Annotated in this window: 15 protein-coding genes; 8 read left to right on the top strand and 7 right to left on the bottom strand. The window is 68.3% G+C overall.

Translation table 11 applies throughout. The features are described 5' to 3' along the window. The 3 genes from ACE3P2_RS19090 to ACE3P2_RS19080 all read right to left on the bottom strand — a co-directional run. Nucleotides 1–2,898, bottom strand: a 2,898-nt coding sequence (locus ACE3P2_RS19090) for a TIR domain-containing protein (RefSeq protein ID WP_374267432.1), incomplete at its 3' end; no start/stop codon positions are given. 65 nt (nt 2,899–2,963) lie between these two features. Continuing rightward, nucleotides 2,964–4,154, bottom strand: a complete 1,191-nt coding sequence (locus ACE3P2_RS19085) for a polysaccharide pyruvyl transferase family protein (protein WP_374267430.1) — start codon at nt 4,152–4,154, stop codon at nt 2,964–2,966. A 52-nt stretch (nt 4,155–4,206) separates the two neighbouring features. Continuing rightward, nucleotides 4,207–4,923, bottom strand: coding sequence for a superoxide dismutase (locus ACE3P2_RS19080; RefSeq protein ID WP_374267428.1), 717 nt, complete (start codon nt 4,921–4,923; stop codon nt 4,207–4,209). A gap of 345 nt (nt 4,924–5,268) precedes the next feature. On the opposite strand from ACE3P2_RS19080, the gene ACE3P2_RS19075 reads away from it, so the two are divergent. The 7 genes from ACE3P2_RS19075 to ubiD all read left to right on the top strand — a co-directional run bounded on the left by ACE3P2_RS19075 (nt 5,269) and on the right by ubiD (nt 14,163). Further along, a complete protein-coding gene (locus ACE3P2_RS19075) occupies nt 5,269–5,925 on the top strand; it encodes a TetR/AcrR family transcriptional regulator (RefSeq protein ID WP_374267427.1) in 657 nt (218 codons plus the stop codon). Continuing rightward, nucleotides 5,922–7,034: an efflux RND transporter periplasmic adaptor subunit gene (locus tag ACE3P2_RS19070; protein WP_374267426.1), complete on the top strand. Its 1,113-nt coding sequence runs from the start codon at nt 5,922–5,924 to the stop codon at nt 7,032–7,034. Before ACE3P2_RS19075 ends, ACE3P2_RS19070 begins: the two co-directional genes overlap by 4 nt. Before the next feature lie 3 nt (nt 7,035–7,037). After that, nucleotides 7,038–10,196, top strand: coding sequence for an efflux RND transporter permease subunit (locus tag ACE3P2_RS19065; RefSeq protein ID WP_374267424.1), 3,159 nt, complete (start codon nt 7,038–7,040; stop codon nt 10,194–10,196). Nucleotides 10,197–10,262: 66 nt separating this feature from the next. Next, complete coding sequence (locus ACE3P2_RS19060) at nt 10,263–10,916, top strand: protein-L-isoaspartate O-methyltransferase (RefSeq protein ID WP_374267422.1); 654 nt, start codon at nt 10,263–10,265, stop codon at nt 10,914–10,916. Nucleotides 10,917–10,929: 13 nt separating this feature from the next. Next, entirely contained in the window at nt 10,930–11,253 is a 324-nt protein-coding gene (locus tag ACE3P2_RS19055) for a rhodanese-like domain-containing protein (protein WP_374267420.1), read from the top strand. A gap of 29 nt (nt 11,254–11,282) precedes the next feature. Beyond that, nucleotides 11,283–12,605 carry a TolC family outer membrane protein gene (locus tag ACE3P2_RS19050; RefSeq protein WP_374267418.1) on the top strand — a complete coding sequence of 441 codons (1,323 nt, stop codon included), beginning with the start codon at nt 11,283–11,285 and terminating at the stop codon, nt 12,603–12,605. An 85-nt stretch (nt 12,606–12,690) separates the two neighbouring features. Then, a complete protein-coding gene (ubiD, locus tag ACE3P2_RS19045; RefSeq protein ID WP_374267416.1) occupies nt 12,691–14,163 on the top strand; it encodes a 4-hydroxy-3-polyprenylbenzoate decarboxylase in 1,473 nt (490 codons plus the stop codon). A 260-nt stretch (nt 14,164–14,423) separates the two neighbouring features. On the opposite strand, the gene ACE3P2_RS19040 is transcribed toward ubiD, so the two are convergent. The 4 genes from ACE3P2_RS19040 to ACE3P2_RS19025 form a co-directional block, all read right to left on the bottom strand. Next, entirely contained in the window at nt 14,424–15,170 is a 747-nt protein-coding gene (locus ACE3P2_RS19040) for a PEP-CTERM sorting domain-containing protein (RefSeq protein ID WP_374267414.1), read from the bottom strand. A gap of 179 nt (nt 15,171–15,349) precedes the next feature. After that, the gene (locus ACE3P2_RS19035) at nt 15,350–17,170 is read right to left on the bottom strand and encodes a TolC family protein (protein ID WP_374267412.1); all 1,821 of its coding nucleotides are present in this window, start codon (nt 17,168–17,170) and stop codon (nt 15,350–15,352) included. Further along, the gene (locus ACE3P2_RS19030) at nt 17,170–18,507 is read right to left on the bottom strand and encodes an HlyD family type I secretion periplasmic adaptor subunit (protein ID WP_374267410.1); all 1,338 of its coding nucleotides are present in this window, start codon (nt 18,505–18,507) and stop codon (nt 17,170–17,172) included. Before ACE3P2_RS19030 ends, ACE3P2_RS19035 begins: the two co-directional genes overlap by 1 nt. Then, nucleotides 18,504–20,651: a type I secretion system permease/ATPase gene (locus ACE3P2_RS19025; protein WP_374267408.1), complete on the bottom strand. Its 2,148-nt coding sequence runs from the start codon at nt 20,649–20,651 to the stop codon at nt 18,504–18,506. The genes ACE3P2_RS19030 and ACE3P2_RS19025 overlap by 4 nt, the downstream gene beginning before the upstream one ends. A gap of 780 nt (nt 20,652–21,431) precedes the next feature. Between ACE3P2_RS19025 and ACE3P2_RS19020 the strand changes: the two genes are divergently transcribed. Then, nucleotides 21,432–22,313 (top strand): SdrD B-like domain-containing protein (locus ACE3P2_RS19020; RefSeq protein ID WP_374267406.1); only part of this gene is annotated, 882 nt, incomplete at its 3' end.

Here is a 22,313-nt window from a genome sequence, read left to right as displayed (position 1 = left end):
GTCGAGGGCGAGTCCGCTGGCGGCGAGGCCGAGGATGTCCTGGGCGGCGTAGTTGTCGGCGCTGCGTTCGATCAGTTGCGCGGCCCGTTCGGCGGCGCCGGCGAAGGCGTCGCGCGCGTCCCCGGGGGCGCCCCGGCGCAGCGCGACGAGGCCGCGGATCGCCTGGACCTGCGGGTTGGAGAGCGGGTAGTCGAAGCGACTGGCCTGTTCGATGGCGTCGTGCGCGCCGGTGGGGTCGTCGTCGAGCAGGCGGGTGAGGGCCAGGCCGATGCGGCCGAGCTGGGACATCTCGGCGCTGCCGAGCGCGTCGCCGGTTTCGATGGCGAGGGCGAAGTGGTCGAGCGCGGCGCCCCATTGGCGCGCGTCGAGGGCAAGCTCGCCCAGGCACAGGTTGGCGCCGCCTTCGACGAGCCGGAAGCCGATTCCCGCGGCGATCTTCAGCCCGGCGATGTAGGCGTCGTGGGCGGCGGCGTGCTGACCCAGTTCGCGCCGGCGGTTGCCGATGTTGCACAGGTCGGAGGCCTCGCCGGCCAGGCTCGCGCACTCGCGGTCGAGGGCGAGGGCCTGCTCGTGCAGCGCGATGGCCCGATCGATCTGCCCGATGTGGGCAGACTGGTTGCCCAGATTGCCCAGGTCGTTGGCTTCGCCCTGCCGGTCGCCGACCTCGCGGTGGATCGTCAGGGCGTGTTCGATGTGCGCGATGGCGTCGGCGAAGCGGCCGAGGCCCGAGACGCACACCGACAGGTTGCCGAGGGCCGTGCCTTCGGCCCAGCGGATGCCGTGGTCGCGGGCCAGCGCGAGGGCGCGCTCGTAGCAGGTGGTGGCTTTGTCGAGCAGCCCCATGCGGTTGTAGGCGGCACCCAGGTTGCCGACGCTGCCGAGCGCGAGGGTGGGGTCGGCGATGTGGCCCTGGAGGCGTTCGTGGAGTTCGGCCATCAGGCGGTAGTGGCCCCACAGGAAGAGGTGGTCGAAGTCGAATTCGGCGAGCAGGGCGGTGGCGGTTTCGTAGTCCTCGCCTTCGCAGCGCAGGTCGAACTCGGCCAGCTGGGCGGCCAGATCGTCGAGGCTTTTCCAGGCGTCGCGCGGCTTGCGGGACAGCTTGAACCACTCGGCGGCGCGGTGGCGCAGGCCGAAGCGGGTGAGCGGCGGGGGCTCGCCGGCGCGGTCGGCGGCGCTGCCGGGGGCGAGGCGCTCGAGGGCGTAGTCCCGGTCTACCTGATGGAGGTGGTAGCGGCCGGCGTCCCGTCGCACGAACTGCATGTTGTAGAGCCGGGCGAGCACCGGTGCGCTGTCGATGCCGGGCACGTGGGGGTGCAGCAGGTAGTCGATGGCGGCCGGCGGCACCGGGTAGCGGCAGCTGGCGAGCGCCTGCATGACTTGCTGGGCGAGGGCGTCGAGGCGGCCGAAGGCTTCGCCCACCAGCACGGTGACGACCTGCTCGGGCAGGTAGCGGCGGGTCTTGTCGAGGATGTCCTGCAGGCGGGTGTCGCGGTCGGCGGAGAGGATGCCGAACAGGTGTTCAAGGGCGCGCGGGTAGCCGAGGGTGCGCACGCGGGCCTCGGCCAGCAGCGCGTCGGGCGCGTCGCGCAGGCCGACCTTGCCGTCGGCGTCCATGGCCCGCAGGATGTTTTCGGCGTAGGGGTGCGCGAGGCCGGTGTCGAGGTCGAGGCGGCGGAACAGGCCGGGCTGCACCTGCGCCAGTGGGCCCGGCGCCCGGCGGGTGGTGAGGATCAGCTTGAGGCCGTGGGGCGGGGCGAGGAGCAGGGCGCGCAGGGTTTCGTCGAGTTCGGCGTCCAGGACGGCGCCGTCGGCCATGTCGAGGAGGTCTTCGAAGTTGTCGAGGAGCACCACCGTGCGTCCGTCGGGGAAGGCGGCGGCAAGGGCTTCGGCCATCGCGCCGGGTGAGGTCTGGGGAGCCTTGTAGAGGGCGTCGAGGGGGCGTCCTATGTCGTCGGGCAGGAGCCGGCGCAGGCCCTCGTAGAGGTCGGGCAGGCAGGGGCGGTGGCAGGCGCGGGCGGCGCTGAGATAGACGATGCCGTCCACCGCCAGAGGGCCGCCGTCGTCGGGCAGCCGGCCGCTTTCGAGGGCGCGCAAGAGCCGGCAGACCAGCGCCGACTTGCCGATGCCGCCGCGGCCAACGACGCACATCATGCGCAGGGCGTCGTCGGCCAGGAAATCGGCGATCTGGCGGGTCTCGGCCTGGCGGTTCTGGAACCAGCCGGGGGCGATCAGGGGCGGTGGGTTGATGAACTTTCCGGGGCGGGTGCCGTGGGGCGGCGTGGTGGGGCGGCGTTCGTTCTCGAGGCCGGCGTCGATGCTGCGCTGTACGCGCTGGCGGGCACCTTCCGGGTCGGCGACGACGGCTTGCTGACTGGCGATCTGGCGGCGCAGCTCGGCGATGTCGGCGTCCACCAGGGCGCGGCGCTCGGCGGGCACGCGGGGGCGCTGGCGCTCGGCGTCTTCGAGGCGGTGCTGGAGTGCGCGCAGGTGGCCTTCGGGCGAGTCCATCCAGGCGAGGTGCTTGCGCAGCCGCGCCAGGGCCGCGTCGAAGTCGCCGCTGAAGTCGATGTATTCGCGGGCGTTGAGGCGCAGCGGGATGGGGGCGTCGGCGTGCAGGCGCAGCGGGATGATCGGCTTCTTGTAACCGAGGGCGCTGCCCCATTCGTTCTTGCAGACGGAGCCGGTGCGCACGCTGTCGGCGGTGATGACGAAGAGCAGGCCTTTGCTGCCCATGATGGCCTGGTCGAGCTGGTCGTCCCAGTCGCCGTCGGCGGCGTTGAGGCGGCGCTTGTCGAACCAGACCGGGATCGCAGGCGGGCCGGATTCGAGTTCGGTGGTGAGCTTGAGGGCGAAGGGCCCGCCGTCGGCGGCCGAGTAACTGATGAAAAAGTGGGTCATGCCATGCCTCCCGTCATGCGACACGATGATCGCCGAATCGGGCGGCCGGCGCCATGGGCGCACGCTCAGGGGTTGAGCGCGCTGAAGCTCTGGCGGTAGAGGGCGGCCATCTCGTGGGCAGTGTGACGGCGCTGGGCGGGATCGGTGGCGAGGGCGCGGGCGAGGCTGCCGGCGATATCGGCCACATGTACCGCGCCGGGGTGGCCGGGCGGCTCCCAGGTGGCGGCGAAGGCGGCCTGTTTGGTGGGATGGCCGGCCTGGCGGGGATGGAGCAGGCTGATCCGCGGCAGGCCGAAGGCCATCGCGACGATGCGTCCGTGCAGGCTGCTGCCGCAGTACGCGCGGCTGTGGGCGACGAGGGCGCAGATGTCCCACAGGTGAAGGCTGTCGAGGAGGGCGAGCGGCCGGGTGCGCAGGCGGGCGGCGAGGCGCTGCAGGCAGTCCAGATCGTCGTGCCACGGGGCGGCGCCGGCGCGGAACAGGGCGATGCCGAAGCCGTTCGCGGCGGCGGCGCGGTCGAGCTGGTCGGCGACCGCGGCGAGGGTGGCGTCGTCGCCGAAGTCGGCGCTCAGTTGTACGGCGAGGTAGCCGTCGGGGAAGCCGCTGCGGATGTCGGCGAGTTCGCCGCGGCTGGCGTGGGCGGCAATGCTGGGGCCGAAGAGTTCGGCGACCATGACCGCAGGATCGGGCATCAGGCGGGCGGTGAGGCCGGCGGCCCGCAGGTGGGCGAGGGTGAGACGGTCGCGTACGCCCACGGCGTTGGCGGCGCGCAGGTCGTCGATGACTTCGTCGCGCAGGGCGTCGGGGCTCTCGGCGAGCTCGACGCCGCCGACCGCGCAATAGACGATGCGCTGGGCGTGGGGAAACAGGCGCGGCGAGACGCAGTAGGGCGCGCGGGCGGGCAGCCCGAGGATGCCCTCGGTCCAGGCCTGCTTGGCCGAGGGGCGGGTGTCGAGGCGGTCGATGATGACCTGGGCGGCGGCCGGCGGCTGGAGCATCAGCGCGGCGTCCCAGGCGTTGCAGGTGAGGAGCTCGCCCCCCGCGTGGAGCAGCCGGATCGCCTGGTCGCCCCATTGCCCGGCGAGCTGGGCGATGGCGTGCACCGGATGGCCGCCCCACGGGCGCATGTCGCGCTCGGCCAGGCCGGCGAAGATCAGGCGTCGCTCGGGAAGCAGGGCGGCGGCCACGTGGGGAAACAGCAGGTCGCCGAAATTGTGGCGGTCGAAGGCGCCAAAAATGAGGGTCGGGAGCGTCATCGTCGGACGGAAGGAGGCGGTGTGACCGATCGATGACGTGCCCGGGGGAGGCTCAGCCGAGGTTGCGCAGCGCGAAGTCCCAGTCGATCAGCTTGTCGATCACCGCGTTGGCGTAGTCGGCCCGGCGGTTCTGGTAATCGAGGTAGTAGGCGTGCTCCCAGACGTCGAGGGCGAGCAGCGGCTTGAGGCCGGCGCTGAGCGGGGTGTCGGCGTTGCCGGTCTTGACCACCTTGAGGCGCTCGCCGTCGGCCACCAGCCAGGCCCAGCCGCTGCCGAACTGGGCCACGGCGGCGGCGGCGAGCTCCTTGCGGCAGGCGGCGACGCTGTCGAACGAGGCTTCGATGCGCCGACGCAGTTCGGCGGGCGGTTCGCCGCCGCCTTGCGGCCGCAGGCTCTTCCAGTAGAAGTTGTGGTTCCAGACCTGGGCGGCGTTGTTGAACACCGCGCTCTGAGCGGCCTTGCCGGCGGTGGCGACCACGAGCTGGTCGAGGCTCAGCGCGGTGAGTTCGGTGCCGTCGATGAGGCGGTTGAGGTTGTCGAGGTAGGCTTTGTGGTGCTTGCCGTAGTGGTAGCCCAGGGTGTTCGCCGAGAGGGTCGGGGCGAGCGCGTCGAGGGCGTAGGGCAGCTCGGGCAAGGCGTGGCGCGGTGCGGCGGCGTGGGCACGCTGCGGCAGGCCGCCCAGGGCGAGAAGGGCTGCGCCGGCGCTCGCCAGCAGAAAATCGCGGCGGCCGGGCTGCGGGGGCGTGCCATGCTGTTGGGGGTTGGGCATGATGGCTCCAGGCAGTAACGTCGTTGAAGGAGATTAACGCAGGTTAAAAATTTATTTATGTCAACTTATTAAATTTTCAACTTGTGACATTTTAACGGTCGTTGGTGTTTCGATTGGGGCTTCTCGCGCCGATTCGACGATTTGCCGAGCTTATTGTTTTGACATGGCAAACGATCTGCCTGCAAAGACGTGATTGCTGTGTGGGCTCGAACAGTGTGTGGGCGCGCTCCGGGTGTCGCGCGGGGCTGGCCGAATGGCCGGGCGGGGATCGCGGGCCGGGCGGGGCGCCTTTACACGGGGGGCGGGCTCGCTTAAATTATTACTGACCAGTCAGTCAGTTTCGTCATGTGCCCTATTTCTGAATCCCCGTCGTTGCGGCGTCGCCGCAAGGAGGCGCGTCCGGCCGAGCTGGCCGAGGCGGCGCTCGCGTTGTTCGTCGAAAAGGGCTTCGCGGCCACCCGACTCGACGATGTGGCCCGTCGCGCGGGCGTCTCGAAGGGCACGCTGTACCTGTACTTCGACAGCAAGGAGGCGTTGTTCCGCGCGGTCATCGAGCACTCGGTGCTGCCCTTGTTCGACGAGGTCGAGGCCCGCCTCGCGGCGCAGCGCCACGACCCCGCCCGGCTGCTGCGCGAACTGCTCGTCAATTGGTGGCGTCAGGTCGGCGCAACGCCGCTGGCGGGCACCTGCAAGCTGATGCTGGCCGAGGCGCGCAACTTTCCGGAGGTGGCGGCCTATTTCAACGAGGCGGTGATCGGCCGCTGGAGCGCGGTGCTGAGCGGGGTGATCGCCGAAGGCATTGCCCAGGGGGTGTTCCGCCCCGGCACGGTGGAAACCTTGCGCCAGCTGGTCTTTTACCCGCTGCTGATGCAGTCGGTGTGGCGGTGCTCGATGGCTGGCTGCGATGCGCCGCCGACGCTGTCCGACGATTACTTCGACACCTATTTCGACATCCTTTTCCGCGGCCTGCTGGCCGCGCCTGCGCAGGAAGACCGCTCATGAAACGAAACCCGATCCTCGTCGCGCTGGCCGTGGTGCTGCTGTGCGCCTGCTCGAAACCGGCGCCGGTGGCCGAGGCGCCCCGCCCGGTGCTGATCCGCAAGCTCGGCCTCACGCCGGTGACGGCCGGGGCCCTGTATTCCGGCGAGGTGCGGGCGCGCTACGAGTCCGACCTGGCCTTTCGCGTCGCGGGCAAGATCGTCGAGCGGCGGGTGGACGTGGGGGCGGTGGTCAGGCCCGGCCAGGTGCTGGCGCGGCTCGATCCGAGCGATGCCGGCCTCAACGCCGAAGCGGCCCGCGCCCAGCTGGCGGCGGCGCAGAACGAGCTCGCCTTCGCCAAAGCCGAGGTGGAGCGCTACCGCGATCTGGTGGCGAAGAATTTCGTCTCGCGCAGCGTGCTCGATGCCAAGGAGACCACCTACAAGTCGGCGGCGGCGCGGGTCGAGCAGGCCCGCGCCCAGGCGACGGTGGCGGGCAACCAGGCGGGCTACACCAGCCTGGTGGCGGAGCAGGCGGGGGTGATTACCGCGGTGAGCGCCGAAGTCGGCCAGGTGGTGAAGGATTCGGCGGTGGTGATGAAGCTGGCCCGCGACGGCGAGCGCGAGGTGCTGATCGCGGTGCCCGAGAGCCGCATCGCGGCGCTGCGCAAGGCGGGGCGGATCGAGGTGCGCCTGGTGGCCGAGCCGGACGTGGCGATGCGCGGCCGGGTGCGCGAGATCGCCCCCAGCGCCGATGCAGCGACCCGCACCTACGCGGTGCGCGTCACCATCGTCGATCCGGGGCCGACGGTTCAGCTGGGCATGACCGCCAACGTGATCCTGCCCGACGAGGGGGCGGCGGCCGGCGTTCTGCTGGTGCCGGCGACGGCCGTTTTCGAGCACCAGGGCGGCAGCGCGGTGTGGGTGATGCAGGCGGAGGGCGCGCTGGTGAAGCCGGTGCTGCGCAAGGTCGAGGTGCGTCAGTACCGCGAGGACGGCGTGCTGCTCGGCGGCGGTGTGCAGCCGGGCGAAACCATCGCGGTGGCGGGTGTGCACAAGATCGTGGCCGGCCAGTTGCTGCAGCCGCAGTCGCAGGTGTCGACGCGGCCGGCGGCGTCCGCCACGGGGGGCTGAGCGATGCGCTTCAACCTTTCCGAATGGGCGCTGCGGCATCAGCCGCTGGTGCGTTACCTGATCGTGATGCTGGCCTTCGTCGGCGTGGTGTCCTACCAGAAGCTCGGCCAGTCCGAGGACCCGCCCTTCACCTTCAAGGTGATGGTGGTGCGCACCGAGTGGCCGGGCGCCTCGGCGCGGGAGGTGGAGGCGCAGCTGACCGACAAGGTGGAGAAGAAGCTGCAGGAAGTGCCCAACGTGGACTACATGCGCAGCTATTCGAGGCCCGGCGAGTCGGTGGTGTTGTTCGTGGCGAAGGATTCGACCCCGTCGCGGGACGTGCCGGACATCTTCTACCAGGTGCGCAAGAAGATCGGCGACATCCGCCAGACGCTGCCGGCGGGCATCCGTGGGCCGTATTTCAACGACGAGTTCGGCGACGTGTTCGGCAACATCTACGCGTTGACCGGCGACGGTTTCGATTACGCGCAGCTCAAGGCCGAGAGCGAGCGCATCCGTGCCGAGCTGCTGCGGGTGCCCAACGTGGCCAAGGTGGAGCTGATCGGGGAGCAGGAGCAGCGCATCTACGTGGCCTTGTCGAACAGCCGCCTCGCGACCCTCGGGCTCGACGTGCAGACGGTGACCAACGCGCTGGCGCAGCAGAACGCGGTGGTCCCAGGCGGCTACTTCGAGACCCGGGACGAGCGCATCTACCTGCGCCCGAGCGGCGCCTTCGACACCGTCGAGGCGATCCGCGACACCACGGTGCGGGCCGGCGGGCGCGAGCTGCGCATCGGCGACATCGCCACGGTGAGCCGCGGCTTCGTCGAGCCGCCGTCGCCGCGCTTCCGCTTCCAGGGGCAGGACGCGCTGGGGCTCGGCGTGTCGATGGCGAAGGGCGGCGACATCATCGCCCTGGGCGAGAATCTGAAGGCCACCACGGCGCGCATCCAGGCCGAGCTGCCGGTGGGCATGACGCTGGTCGAGGTGGCCAGCCAGCCGGAGGCGGTGCAGCGCTCGATCAGTGAGTTCATCCATTCGCTGGCCGAGGCGGTGATCATCGTGCTGGTGGTGTGCTTCTTCTCGCTGGGGCTGCGCACCGGGCTGGTGGTGGCGCTGTCGATCCCGCTGGTGCTGGCGGTCACCTTCTTCGGGATGCGCTTGTTCGACGTGGGGCTGCACAAGATCTCGCTCGGTGCGCTGATCCTGGCGCTGGGCCTGCTGGTTGACGACGCGATCATCGCCGTCGAGATGATGCTGGTGAAGATGGAGCAGGGCTGGGAGCGGGGCAAGGCGGCGGCCTTCGCCTACACCAGCACCGCCGGGCCGATGCTGTCGGGCACCCTGGTGACGGTGGCGGGCTTCCTGCCGATCGCCACCGCCCAGTCGTCCACGGGTGAGTACACCCGCTCGATCTTCCAGGTGAACGCCATCGCGCTGCTGGCCTCGTGGCTGGCGGCGGTGATCGTGGTGCCCTATCTGGGTTACGTGCTGCTGCCCGATCCGCGGGGGCCCAAGAAGCCGAGCTGGTTCTCGAAGCGCTTCCCGCACCTGGACGCCTTCAAGGATCGCATCGGCCTGGGCGATCCGCACATCGAGGGCGATCCGGACGCGGTCTTCCGCACGCCGTTCTACAACCGCTTCCGGGCCGTGGTCGATGCCTGCGTGGCGCGGCGGTGGCTGGTGATCGGCACCACGCTGGCGATCTTCGTCGTGGCGATCGTCGGCTTCGGGCTGGTGCAGAAGCAGTTCTTCCCCAATTCCACGCGCCTCGAGCTGCTGGTGGACCTGCGGCTGCCCGAGGGGGCGAGCCTGCGCGCCACCCAGGCCGAGGTGGAGAAGCTCGAGGCCGTGCTGAGCGCCGAGAAGGGGATCGCCAATTACGTGGCCTACGTGGGAACCGGCAGCCCGCGCTTCTACCTGCCGCTGGATCAGCAGCTGCCGGCCGCCAACTTCGCCCAGTTCGTGATCCTGACCGACGACATCCCGGCCCGCGAGGCGCTGCGGGAGCGGATGATCGAGCTGTTCCGGCGCGACTTCCCGAACCTGCGGGCGAACGTCGTACGCCTCGAGAACGGCCCGCCGGTGGGTTTTCCGGTGCAGTTCCGGATCAGCGGGCCGGACATCCCGACGGTGCGCAAGTACGCCGCCGAGATGGCCGACGTGATGCGCGCCAATCCCAGCCTGTCCGACGTGCAGCTCGACTGGGACGAGCAGTCGAAGGTGCTGCGCGTCGAGGTGGATCAGCACAAGGCGCGCCTGCTGGGGCTGTCCACCCAGGACGTGGCCAACTTCCTGAACAGCTCCCAGCGCGGGCTGGTGGCGACGAGCTACCGCGAAGGCATCGAGTCCATCGACGTGGTGCTGCGCGGCGACGCCTTCGAGCGCGACAAGCTGTCGCTGGTGGCCGAGCTGGCGATTCCCACCCGGGCGGGCAAGTCGGTGCCGCTGACCCAGATCGCCACCGTCGGCTATGCCTTCGAGCAGGGCCTGATCTGGCGCCGCAACCGGGAGCCGAGCATCACCGTGCGCGGCCAGATCTACGCGCCGGGCATCCAGGCGCCCACCGTCACCGCCGAAGTGCTGCCGCAGCTCGAACCGATCCGCGCCCGACTGCCGGCCGGCTACCGCATCGAAACCGGCGGCGCCGTCGAGGAGAGCGCAAAGGGGCAGAACTCGGTCAATGCTGGCTTCCCGCTGTTCCTGGCGGTGGTGCTGACGGTGCTGATGGTCCAGCTCGGCAGCTTCTCGCGCACCACGATGGTGGTGCTCACCGCGCCGCTGGGGCTGATCGGGGTGGTGCTGTTCCTGCTGCTGTTCAACCAGCCTTTCGGCTTCGTGGCGATGCTCGGCACCATCGCGCTGTTCGGCATGATCATGCGCAACTCGGTGATCCTGGTGGATCAGATCGAGCAGGACGTGGAGCGCGGGCTGCCGATCTGGAACGCCATCGTCGAGTCGGCGGTGCGCCGTCTGCGACCCATCGCGCTGACCGCGGCGGCGGCGGTGCTGGCGATGATCCCGCTGACCCGCAGTGCGTTCTTCGGGCCGATGGCGGTGGCGATCATGGGCGGGCTGATCGTCGCCACGCTGCTGACCCTGCTCTTCGTGCCGGCCCTGTACGCCGCCTGGTACCGCGTCCGGCGCGCGCCCGATGAACAGCGCGGCACACAACTAAGTTAGAATCCGAAAGTTTTTATGCGGATCATCAATATTAGCGCGTGCTAATATTCATCGGGGAGTCACACAATGAATTTCGAACAAGCACGGTTCAACATGGTCGAGCAGCAGATCCGCCCCTGGGAGGTGCTGGATTTCGGCGTGCTCGACGTCCTGATGAGCGTCCGCCGCGAGGAGTTCGTGCCGGAAGCCTACAAGTCGCTAGCCCTGTCCGAGGCTCAGATTCCCCTCGGCCACGGCGCCAGCATGCTGGTGCCGGTCATCGAGGGCAAGGTGCTGCAGGCCGTGCAGGTCAAGCGCACCGACAAGGTGCTCGAGATCGGTGCCGGCTCCGGCTACTTCGCCGCCCTGCTGGCCGCCAAGGCCGAGTGGGTGCGCACCGTCGAGATCGAACCGGCGCTGGTCAACATGGCGCACGACAACCTCAAGCGCTACGGCGTCGAGAACGTCATCGTCGAGGAAGGCGACGCCATTCGCGGCTGGGCCAGTAACGCCCCCTACGACCTGATCGTCGTTTCCGGCGGTGTGCCGTTCATCCCCGAGACCCTGCTGCAGCAGGTCAAGGTCGGTGGCCGTCTGTTCGCCTTCGTCGGCGAGGCCCCGCTGATGACCGCCCAGCTCGTCACCCACGTGGCCGAAGGCAAGTTCCAGACCGAATCGCTGTTCGAGAACCTGGTGCCGACCATGCGCAACGCGCCGCAGAAGAGCCACTTCAAGTTCTGACCCCGTCGATCCGATGAAGCACATCACGCCCCCGCAACTGGCCGAATGGCTGCAGGACGAAACCCGCCCGGCGCCTTTCCTGCTCGATGTCCGCGAGCCGTCCGAATTCGCCTACTGTGCGATTCCCGGCTCGGTGCCGATGCCGATGGCCAGCGTGCCGGCCCGCCTGAACGAACTGCCCGCCGATACCGACATCGTGGTGATCTGCCACCACGGCGGCCGCAGCATGCAGGTGGCGATGTTCCTGGAGCGCCAGGGCCTCGGAGAGGTGATCAACCTCGCGGGCGGGGTCGCCCAGTGGGCGCAGCAGGTCGATCCGACCATGCCCCAGTACTGAGACGTGCGAAACGACTGACGGAGAACGCGATGAAACGGGTTGCAGGACGTATGGCGGTAGCGGTGGCGGCAAGCCTCACGGCGTTCGGCGCGGCGGGGGCGGATCTCGAACAGGTCTACCGCGACGCGCTGTCCTACGACGCGGCGCTGGCCGGTGCCCGTGCCGCCCTCGAAGCGGGCCGCGAGAAGTTGCCCCAGGGGCGCGCCGGCCTGCTGCCCGCTGTTAATCTGACCGGCAGTTCCAGCTGGAACGACGCCACCGTGAATACCGCCGCCGGCAGCGCCTCGCGGCGCTACAACGCCAACGCCTGGCAGGTCCAGCTCACCCAGCCGTTGTTCCGCTGGCAGAACTGGGTCCAGTACAAGCAGGGCGAGATGCAGGTTGCGCTGGCGGAAGCCCAGTACCAGCAGGCGCGACAGGATTTGACCCTGCGCGCGGCCCAGGCCTACTTCGACGTGCTGGTGGCCCAGGACGTCCTCGCCGCCGCATCGGCCCTGCACGAGGCCAATACCCAGCAACTGGCGCTGGCCCGCAAGAGCTTCGAGGTTGGCACTGTCACGATCACCGACGTCCACGAGGCGCAGTCCCGCGCCGATCTCGCCTCGGCTCAGGTGAGCGCCGCCGAGAGCGACCTGGCGGTCAAGCGCCACGCGCTGCTGGTGCTCACCGGCAAGGAGCCGGACGCCCTGAAGGGCCTGCGCAAGGGCGTCGCCCTGAGCCGCCCCGAACCCGCCGACCTGCAGGCCTGGGTCGCCTCGGCCGAGAACGGCAGCTATGCCGTGCAGGCCGCCCAGGTGGCCCGCGAGATTTCCGACCGCGAAGTAGAGCGCAACCGCGCCGGCCACCTCCCGACGGTCGATCTGGTGGCGTCCTACGGCAACAACGCGGTCTCCAACCCGCTCGCCAATTTTGCCCGCAGCGATACCGATGCGACGGTGGTCGGCGTTCAGCTGGCGATGCCGCTGTTCCAGGGCGGCGCGGTGAATTCCCGCGTGCGGGAGGCCGCGGCCCTGCGCGACAAGGCCAGCGCCGACCTCGACAACGCCCGCCGCACCGCCGCCCAGAATGCGCGCCAGGCCTACCTCGGGGTGACCAGCGGGCTCGCGCAGGTGAAGGCCTTCGAGGCCGCGCAGGTGTCGTCCCGCTCGGCGCTCGACGCCAACAAGCTAGGCTACGACGTGGGCGTGCGCATCAACATCGACGTGCTGAACGCCCAGAGCCAGCTTTTCGACACCTTGCAGAAGCTTTCCAAGGCCCGCTACGACACCCTGATGGCCCAGCTCAAGCTCAAGGCCGCCGCCGGCACCCTCGGCGATGAGGACATCCGCGCGATCAACACCTTGCTCGACTGACGCCGGCGTCGCGCTCCCCGCAACGGCCGCAGATGCGGCCGTTCGCTTTTCCCGCTCCCCGACATCCGACTCCCGAAGGTTTCCCATGCGCTACACCGACCTGCGAGATTTCATCGCCCAGCTTGAACGTCTTGGCCAGCTCAAGCGGATCAGCATCCCCGTCGATCCGCACCTGGAGATGACCGAGATCTGTGACCGGGTGCTGCGCGCCGGCGGTCCGGCGATTCTGTTCGAGCGGCCCAAGGGCCACGGCGTGCCGGTGCTCGCCAACCTGTTCGGGACGCCCCAGCGGGTGGCGCTGGGCATGGGCGAGAGCGGCGACGACTGGCAGGGCGCCCTGCGCGAGGTGGGGCGCCTGCTCGCTTTCCTGAAGGAGCCGGAGCCGCCCAAGGGCCTCAAGGATGCCTGGGAGAAACTGCCGGTGTTCAAGCAGGTGCTCAACATGTCGCCCAAGACGGTGTCGTCGGCGCCGTGCCAGCAGGTGGTCAAGGAAGGGCGCGACGTGGATCTCGGCAGCCTGCCGATCCAGCATTGCTGGCCGGGCGACGTGGCGCCACTGATCACCTGGGGCCTGGTCGTGACCCGCGGGCCTCACAAGACCCGCCAGAACCTGGGCATCTATCGCCAGCAGGTGCTGGGGCCGAACAAGGTCATCATGCGCTGGCTGGCCCATCGGGGCGGCGCGCTCGATTACCTGGAGCACCAGAAGGCCCACCCGGGCCAGCCCTTTCCGGTGGCGGTGGTGCTGGGTTGCGATCCGGCGACCATCCTCGGCGCGGTGACCCCGGTGCCCGATTCGCTGTCGGAATACCAGTTCGCCGGTCTGCTCCGCGGCGCCAAGACCGAGCTGGTGAAGTGCCTGGGTTCCGACCTGCAGGTGCCGGCCTCCGCCGAGATCGTCCTCGAAGGGGTGATCCACCCCGGTGAGACGGCCCTCGAAGGGCCGTACGGCGACCACACGGGCTACTACAACGAGCAGGCCGAGTTCCCGGTGTTCACCATCGAGCGCATCACCAGTCGGCGCGACCCGATCTACCACAGCACCTACACCGGCAAGCCGCCCGACGAGCCGGCGATGCTCGGGCTCGCCCTCAACGAGGTGTTCGTACCGCTGTTGCAGAAGCAGTTCACCGAGATCGTCGATTTCTACCTGCCCCCCGAGGGCTGCTCGTACCGGCTGGCGGTGGTGAGCATCAAGAAGCAGTACCCCGGCCACGCCAAGCGGGTGATGTTCGGCATCTGGAGCTTCCTGCGCCAGTTCATGTACACCAAGTTCATCATCGTGGTGGACGACGACGTGAACATCCGCGACTGGAAGGAGGTGATCTGGGCCCTCACCACTCGCATGGACGCCACCCGCGACACCACGCTGGTGGACAACACGCCCATCGACTACCTGGATTTTGCCAGCCCGGTGGCGGGCCTCGGCTCGAAGATGGGGCTCGACGCCACCAACAAGTGGCCCGGCGAGACGAACCGGGAATGGGGCCGGGCCATCGAGATGAGCGCCGAGGTGAAGGCGCGGATCGATGCGATGTGGGGCGAACTGGGGCTCTGACGCGCCGCAGCCCGCCGTCGCGATGCATGCAAAAAGCAGCCCGAAGGCTGCTTTTTTGTTGCGCTGGCGGTAGCGCGGCTCAGCGCTTGATTGTGGACGGGCTGGCTGAACCGGAGAGTCTTGGTGCCGCCCGAAAGTCTGGGCAAAGGCGTAGGGGCCGCTGTAGGTCACACCGATGGCGCTGCTGCCCATGGCGATACTGCCGACGACGGCGGCGGCCGAGGTGGCGATCCAGTCGGTCCAGTAGTCGGGCACGGACTTCAGCGCCGGCGCCGCAGCGCGGCGAGGCCGCCGATGCCGAGCAGGGCGAGCGTGGTGCCCGATGGCTCGGGGATGTCCAGGTGGAATTCGTAGCTCACGCCCTCGTAGACGGTGAGCACGCGCGTGGTGTAGTCGGCCTGGGCGACGAAAGCGGTGGCTTCGAAGAACGATCCGGGCCAGAAGCCCATCGGCTGGTCGTAGAAGTAGCGTTCGTCGTAGCTGAAGGGGTAGAGCGGCGCGGCAAGGTCCTTGCCGCTGAGCACGTCCATCTTGAAGATGGGCTCGATCATCTTGCCCAGGCTGGGCGAGTAGTTGTCGTAGAGGCCTTGCGCCCAGAAGTAGTCGCCCTTGTCGGCGCCGGCGTAGGTCCAGTCGATCTGGATCTCGAGGCCGCCGCTGCCGGCTTCGGCGAGGGCGTCGAAGGTGCTGACCTGGAAGCTGCCGCCGGGCAGCTTGCCGCCGTCCTTGAGGCTCCATTTGCTGGCTGCGGCGTTGCCGGCGTTCCAGGCGTCGAAGGATTGCTTGAAGCTGGCGTCGCTGCCCCCCAGCGAGGTGGCGACGTCGAGCAGGGCGGTGCTGGTGCAGTGGGTGTAGGCGACGGCGCCGATGCCCACGCAGTTGGCGGCCTCGGCGAAGTAGGTGGGGCTGACGTCGGTCAGCTTGATGGCGACGGCCTGGGCGGCGCCCGGCAGGGCGAGGGCGAGCAGGCTGGCACATGCAACGAGGCGGGGACGAGACGGCTTCATGGCAGCTCCTGGCGTGGCGGTGAAGGCGCCGCGCGGGGTCGCGCGGGCGCATCGTCTCTCCGGTCGGGGCGGCCCCGTGGACGAGGCCTTTCTGCCTTGAAACTAGACGTTCCCGGAGCAAACCGCCAGGTGTGCTGACAAAAATGCACCGACGGCCGGCGCTGGCGCGCCGACCGGACTCACTCGGCCTTCGGGGCGGCGGGGAGCACCGTTTCGCCGACGATCTTCCACTGGCCGTCCACCTTCTTCCAGTCGAGCTGCTTGCGCACGGTGTCGCGGTACTGGGCGGCGCTGTAGTGCTGGACGAAGCGCAGGCTGGCCTGGTCGGCACCCCCGTCGGCGAGCACCAGCTTGTCGAGCCGGATGCGCGGGGCCTTGGCCTGGGTGACGCGCTGACGGCGCTCGTTCTCCCAGTCGGCGGTGCTGCGGCCCTTGCCGGGCTGGAAGTCGGTGGCGTAGGCGGCCCGGTAGGCGTCGAAGTCCTGGGCGGCCCAGGCGGCGCGCCAGGCGTCGAGGCGGGCGCGCAGCGCGGGGTCGATGGCGGCCGGAACGGCGGGGCTGGCGGGGGCCAGTTCGACCTGCGGTGCAGGGCTGGCTTCGACGCTGGGGACGGGCGCGGCGACGAGGGCCGGCGACACGTACTGGGTGCCGAGCAGCTCGGGGGGGATCGGGGCCGGACGGTAGCGGCTGCGCAGCGCGGTGCGCAGTTCGCCGGCAAGGCCGAGCAGCTGGGCCTGCAGGGTGGTCTGCTGGGCGCGGTTTTCGATGAGGCCGCGCTGGGCGTCGAAAAGATCGCCCTGGGCGATGGAGAGGTCGTTGAGCGAGCGGCGGCCGGCGTCGAAGTGCAGTTCGTAGGCGGCGGCGACGCGCTGGGCGGCCGTGACGCGCTGTTCGAGCAGCGGCGCGACCTGGCGGGCCTCGATGTACTGGCGGTAGAGGTCAGTGATGTCCTTGGAGACCTTCAGCAGCAGGTCGTCGGCGTCGGCCTGGGCGGCCTGGTGGCGCTCGACGGCTTCGGTGTGGCGGCCGAGGTTCTTGCCGCCGAGGGGGATGTCGAGGCTGACCTGGACCTGCGCGGCGCGGTCGGTGTCGGACACCGGGATCGGGATGGTGGTGTTGTCGAGCCGCTTGCTGTAGCTGAGGTCGACCGACGGGAAGAAGAAGCCGCGGGCGGCGCCGACGTCGGCCTGGCGGGCGTTGGCCCGCTGCAGGGCGGCGCGCAGGCGCGGGTTGCGTTCGTGGATGCGCTCGACGAGGGCTTCGATGGCGGCATCGCTGGCCACCGCGGTGTCGGCCGGCTGGATCGACGGGGTGATGAGGTTGGTCGGGGCTTCGCCGGTGAGCAGGCGGTAGCGGTATTCGGCGGTGCCGAGCTGGGCGCGCAGCTGGCCGAGCAGGTTGCGGTTCTGGATCAGGCGCACGCGCATCAGGTCGAGTTCGGCCGACGAGATGCGGCCGGCGTCCACCCGGTGGGCGACGTTGGCCTCGACCCGTTCCTGGCTGGCGATGGTGGCCTGGAGGCTGGCCATGAGCTGGCGCAGGCGCACCACGTCGGAGTAGTTCTCGGTGAGCTCGTAGGCAACCTGCTCGAGCACGTTGTCCAGGTCGGCGTCGGCGGCGTCGCGGGTGAAGCCGGCGGCGCGCAGCCGGTTGGTGTCGGTGGCGCCGTTGAAGACGTTCCAGCGCAGGTTGGCGTCGCTGCGTCGCACGTTGCGGTTGATCGGCGTGCCCTGGGTTTCGTCGCGGGAGTCCGCGTTGCGGTAGGTCAGGCCGAGGCTGGGCAGGAAGTCGGAGCGGACCTGGGTGATCTGGGCGTCGGCGGCGCGCAGCAGGGCCTGGGCCGAGCGCACGCTGGGCTGCTGCAGGAGGACCTTGTCCACGACCGCCGGCAGCGGTTCGGCGTGCAGGCCGGCGGCGACGAGGCCGATGCCGGCCGCCGCGATCAGCAGGGTGAGACGGGTCGGGCGGCAGGGCCGGGCAGAGGGGGAGATCGGGCTCATCAGCGTTCGCGCAGGGATTTGTCGAGGGTCTTGACGATGGGTTTTAGCATGTATTCCATCATCGTGCGCTTGCCGGTATGAATGCTGGCGTCGGCAGCCATGCCCGGGGAGATGGTGAGGTGTTCGGAGGGGTCGCCGAGGAAGTTCTTCTGGGCTTCCAGGAGGACTTCGAAGAAGGTTTCCTTCTTCTCGTTGTCGACCACCACGTCGGCACCGACGCGCACGACCTTGCCGGGCAGGGTGCCGAAGATCGACGAATCGTAGGCGCTGATGCGGATGCGGGCGTCCTGGCCGGGCTTGAGGAAGGCGATGTCGGCGGGCTTGACCTTGGCGGTGATGAGCAGCCGGTCTTCGGCCGGAACCACTTCCATGATCGTCTCGCCGGCCTTGACGACGCCGCCGACCGTGGTCACCAGCACGCGATTGACGATGCCGTCCATCGGCGCGCGCATCTCGCGGCGGGCGACGCGGTCGTTGCGGCCGGTGAGCTGTTCGCCGAGCTGGGCGGCACGCAGTTCGGCTTCGGTCTTTTCCTTGCTGGTCTCGGTGAGGAAACGGGCGCGGGTTTCGGACAGGCGGGCCTGGGCTTCGGCCACCGAGGCCTGGATGCGGCCGATGGCGATGCGCGAGGTTTCCATCTCGCCCTTCTGGCCGGTGTAGCGTTGCTGGGCGGCCAGCAGGTCGGCCTTGGCTCCGGCACCGTTGGCGGCGAGGCGCTCCTCGATGGCGAGGGCTTCGCGGGCCGGGCCGATGGCTTCGCTGGCGGCGGCGTGGCGGGCGCGGGCTTCGGCCAGCTCCTGCTGACGCTGGGCGAGCTGGCGGGCGAGGGTTTCGAGGGTGTTCTCGCGTTCCTGGCGCCGGCTCTGCCACAGGTTGCGCTGTTCGCGAACCAGGTCGGGCGCGTTCTTCTCGAGCTCGGCCGGGAAGCTGGGCGCCGCGTTGCGCGCTTCGGCCTCGAGCCGCACGAGGGACGCCTGGGCGCCCCACAGGCCTTGCTGCGCTTCGCCTTGCTCGGCGTTGAACTGCAGGTTCTGGACGATGGCGAGGACGTCGCCCTTCTTCACGGCAGCGCCTTCGCGCACGTTGAGCGTCTGCAGGATGCCGCCTTCCATGCTCTGGATCTGCTGGACGCGGCTGGACGGAACGACGGCGCCCATCGCATTGACCGAGATGTCGAGGCGGGCAAAGCTCATCCAGGCAAACAGCAGCACGAAGAAGACGGCGGTGGTGCCGAGCAGGATCAGGGCGGCGCGGCGCGGGCCGCGCTCGAAATCCGGCTGACTGCTGATGGCTTCGGCCTCGATACGGGGCGGGGCGGACTGGAAGGGGTTTTTCATGCGGCGAACTCCCGCGGGACGGTCGATGCCGGCACGCCCTGCAGTTTGCGGAGGACTTCGTTGCGGGGGCCGTCGAGGACGACCTTGCCCTGGTCGAGCACGACCAGACGATCCACCAGCGGCAGCATCGCCATCCGGTGGGTGACCAGCAGCATCGTGATGCCCTTGATGCTGCGCAGGTTTTCGATGAGGCGGGCTTCGGTGGCCGGGTCCATCATGCTCGACGGCTCGTCGAGGAGCAGCATGCGCGGCTGCTGGACGAGGGCGCGGGCAATCGACACCGCCTGACGCTGGCCGCCGGACAGACGTTCGCCGCGCTCGCCGACCTGCGTGCCGAGCCCGTTGGGCAGGTTCGCCAGGATCTCGTCGAGGCAGGACAGGCGCAGGGCGTCGAGCACCTGTTCGTCGCTGGCCTGGGCGTTGCCGAGGAGGATGTTCTCGCGGATGTCGCCGTGGAACAGCACCACGTCCTGCGGCACGTAGCCCACCTGGCGGCGCAGGCTCTGGGGTTCGAGCTGGTTGACCGCCATGCCGTCCACCATCACGGTGCCCTGGTCGGGGCTGTAGAGGTTGAGCAGCAGCTTGAACAGGGTGCTCTTGCCGGAGCCGATGCGGCCGATGAAGCCGACCTTCTCGCCCGGACGGATGGTGAGGTTGAGGCCCTTGAGCAGCGGCGCGCCGTTGGGGTAGGTGAAGTGGGCGTCGCGGAAGTCGATGCGGCCCGACATGCGCGGCAGGTGCAGGCTGTCGGTGGTCTCGTCGGTGGGCGATTCCATGATCTTGTCCAGCGCCTCGATGGCCTGGCGGGTCTGCTCGTAGCGCACCACCAGCGCGGCGATCTGGGTGGCCGGGGTGATGGCGCGGGCGGCGAGCATCGAGCAGGCGATGAGCTGGCCCATGGTCAGGTCGCCGGCGCCGATCATCATGGCGCCGAACATCACCAGCAGGATCGAGTCGAGGTTGGTGACGAGCAGCGAGACGTAGGTGCCGAACGAGGTCCATTCGCGCATCGACACCGAGTTCTCGGAGATCTTGACGGTGAGCATTTCCCACTGGCGGCGGGCCCAGGCCTCGGCGCCGAGGGTCTTGATGGTGTCGACACCGTTCATCACCTCGAACAGGTGGGCGGTGCGCTGGGCCGACTCCTGCATGTTGGCGCCGAGGATGCGGGTGAGCGGGCGGCGGATCATGAACGAGACGGCGATGGTGACCGGAATCAGCAACAGCGGCACGAACACCAGCCAGTGCCCGATGATCCCGATCAGCACCAGGAAGAAGATCATGAACGGCACGTCGCCCAGCACGGTGAGCGTCGACGAGGTGACGAACTCACGCACCGACTCGAAGTCGCGCACGATGTTGGCGAGCACCCCACCCGAGGCCGGGCGCGACGCCGCGCGCAGGCGCAGGGCCTGGGCGAACACGTGGGACGACATGGCCACGTCGGCCTTGCGCGCCGCCGCTTCGAGCAGATAGCTGCGCAGCATCTTGATGACCAGATCGAACAAGGCCACCACGACCACCGCGCCGGTCAGCACCCACAGGCTGTCGAGCGCGTTGTTGGGCACCACGCGGTCGTAGACCGACATCGTGTAGAACGGGATCACCGCCGCGAAGACGTTGGTGAGCACGGTCGCGAGCAGCGCCCAGCCGTAGATCGGCTTGTTGGCGAGCAGGGTGTCCCAGAACCAGCGGCGCGGGCGCGGCAGGTGGTAGAGCAGGCTGCGGGTGTCGAAGAACACCATCGGCCGCACGAAGTAGGCGAGGCCCGGGTAGTCGGCCGCGATCTGCTCGACAGCGAGCTTGACCGTGCCCTGGATGTTCGACTGCACGCATTCGAACTGCTCGCCGTCCCTGCGAAGCAGCACCAGCGGCTCGCCCCCTTCGGCGGCGAAGACCAGCGCCGGCAACTCCGACGGCTTGAAATCCGCGACGCGCTTCTTGGCGCGGCTCAGGTTGAGCCCGCCGCGGCGGGCGCACTCGAGGATCTGCGGCTCGGTAATGCAGCCGTCCACCACCGGGGTGTCGGCCAGCAACTGCATCGGGTCGGCCCGCTTTCCGAAGAAATGAGCCAGGAACTGCAATTGATCGATGACCCCGTCGACGGAAGCCGCGCCGGGTGAGGAAGAGGGTGTCTCGCGCATGGGCAGGGTGCTCAGTTTGATGCCATCGGGTTGCGTGGATCGAACGTCTTCACACCGATTCGGGTAAGGCGTTCGCCGGGGAGGCGAAGGCCCGTGATAGGGCTCCGCGGCGGCTGGAAACGGATGGTGCCACAACAGTGCATCTGCCAAATGTTAAAAAGTCACGAGTATTCGTTTTGCAAAATTGCCATTCATTTATTTGTGACAATTTTCATGAATATGTCTTGGTCGATTTTTGGTGTTTAACTTGATTTGACAATTTTATGTCATTGACGGGTGCGAGAGGCCGCGCGTACCGCTGCCTTTATAAGAAAAACATATCGGGTAATCGTGCCCGAAGGCGGCCCTTCGCTGGCGTGGAATAGTTCCTGTCGGAGATTTTCAGGGCGTTTTTGGGCTTGAAACGAGCGTGCAAATAGTGTCCAGACGCACTGTTCGAATGCCGAAAATTCATTATTTATTCTTTTAAAACAGTGATGTGAGCCCATTTGGGGGCCTTGGTGGCGAGGCTGGTCGATGTTGCGTCCGGTTTCCTGCGACCCTTTCTTTCAAAGCGTTCTGTCGGTTTTTTTTACAGCGCTTAGTGGTTTGTGATTTTTTACAGAGGTAAAAATGGCGCCTGAATTGGATAAGTTATTGAGATGAACAGGATTTAGTGTTTTTGACATTTAACGATGGGAAAGTGGCCCGTAATTTGCAGTTTGATCCCCGATTTTCTCGACTCGCCAGGGGCTTCTTCCAACCTTGGCGGTATCCAAAACAGAAAACTGGAGGTCGTTCATGTCAAACAAGAGTTACTCAACCACTATCGATGTCTGCGAGGACACGAGTAAGAACGTCGAGTTGTTCGATCTGCTCAAGCAAGCCGATCCCACCTATGCCGCGACCGATCCCGCCCGGATCAAGCTCTACGTTTACGATGGCGCCAAGTGGACCCTGGTCTCCGGTCCCGGCTTCTTCACCGCCGTGGATAAGGACACCTTCACCCTCGACGCCGGCTACCTGCCGAACTTCAACGGCGTCCAGATGGTGCGTGTGCTGGGCTACGACAGCACCGGCAACACCTTCACCCTCGACCTGACGGTCAATGTCACCCCGGTCAATGACGCCCCCTCCGGCGCCGACGAGACCGTGAATGTGGCCAACGGCGACACCTACGTGCTGGGTCTGGCCGACTTTGGCTTCACCGATCCCATCGATGGCGACGCCTTCCAGTCCGTCGTCGTCAATGCCGTTCCCTCCGTCGGCACCCTGCTGCTCAACGGCGTCGCCGTGACCAACGGCCAGGAAATCATGGCGGCCGACATCGAAGCCGGCAAGCTCACCTATGTCGCGCCGTCCGGCGTCGGCGGTGACGCCGGTTTCGTCTTCCAGGTCCGCGACAACGGCGGCGTCGATCCCGATTGCGGCGGCGTCGACCTCGACCCGACCCCGAACACCATCACCTTCCACGTCCCCGTCGGCTCCCTCGCCACGCTGGGCGACAAGGTCTGGCACGACACCAACGGCAACGGCGTGCAAGACGCTGGTGAAGCCGGCATCGCCGGCGTCACCGTGGTGCTGAAGGACGCCTCCGGCAACCCCGTTGGCACCACCACCACCGACGCCAACGGCAACTACAGCTTCACCGTCGCGCCGGGCACCTACTCGGTCGCCGTGCAG

The organism is Zoogloea sp. (assembly GCF_041911615.1).
Taxonomy (GTDB): Bacteria; Pseudomonadota; Gammaproteobacteria; order Burkholderiales; family Rhodocyclaceae; genus Zoogloea.
This window is presented reverse-complemented; position numbering and strand designations above follow the sequence as displayed.

Bases quoted from the DNA above. Each gene is read 5' to 3' on its own strand.
- ACE3P2_RS19050 (WP_374267418.1), top strand. From the start codon at position 11,283: ATGAAACGGGTTGCAGGACGTATGGCGGTAGCGGTGGCGGCAAGCCTC.
- ACE3P2_RS19085 (WP_374267430.1), bottom strand. From the start codon at position 4,154: ATGACGCTCCCGACCCTCATTTTTGGCGCCTTCGACCGCCACAATTTC.
- ACE3P2_RS19055 (WP_374267420.1), top strand. From the start codon at position 10,930: ATGAAGCACATCACGCCCCCGCAACTGGCCGAATGGCTGCAGGACGAA.
- ACE3P2_RS19060 (WP_374267422.1), top strand. From the start codon at position 10,263: ATGAATTTCGAACAAGCACGGTTCAACATGGTCGAGCAGCAGATCCGC.
- ACE3P2_RS19030 (WP_374267410.1), bottom strand. From the start codon at position 18,507: ATGAAAAACCCCTTCCAGTCCGCCCCGCCCCGTATCGAGGCCGAAGCC.
- ACE3P2_RS19080 (WP_374267428.1), bottom strand. From the start codon at position 4,923: ATGCCCAACCCCCAACAGCATGGCACGCCCCCGCAGCCCGGCCGCCGC.
- ACE3P2_RS19040 (WP_374267414.1), bottom strand. From the start codon at position 15,170: ATGAAGCCGTCTCGTCCCCGCCTCGTTGCATGTGCCAGCCTGCTCGCC.
- ACE3P2_RS19075 (WP_374267427.1), top strand. From the start codon at position 5,269: ATGTGCCCTATTTCTGAATCCCCGTCGTTGCGGCGTCGCCGCAAGGAG.
- ACE3P2_RS19035 (WP_374267412.1), bottom strand. From the start codon at position 17,170: ATGAGCCCGATCTCCCCCTCTGCCCGGCCCTGCCGCCCGACCCGTCTC.
- ubiD (WP_374267416.1), top strand. From the start codon at position 12,691: ATGCGCTACACCGACCTGCGAGATTTCATCGCCCAGCTTGAACGTCTT.
- ACE3P2_RS19025 (WP_374267408.1), bottom strand. From the start codon at position 20,651: ATGCGCGAGACACCCTCTTCCTCACCCGGCGCGGCTTCCGTCGACGGG.
- ACE3P2_RS19070 (WP_374267426.1), top strand. From the start codon at position 5,922: ATGAAACGAAACCCGATCCTCGTCGCGCTGGCCGTGGTGCTGCTGTGC.
- ACE3P2_RS19065 (WP_374267424.1), top strand. From the start codon at position 7,038: ATGCGCTTCAACCTTTCCGAATGGGCGCTGCGGCATCAGCCGCTGGTG.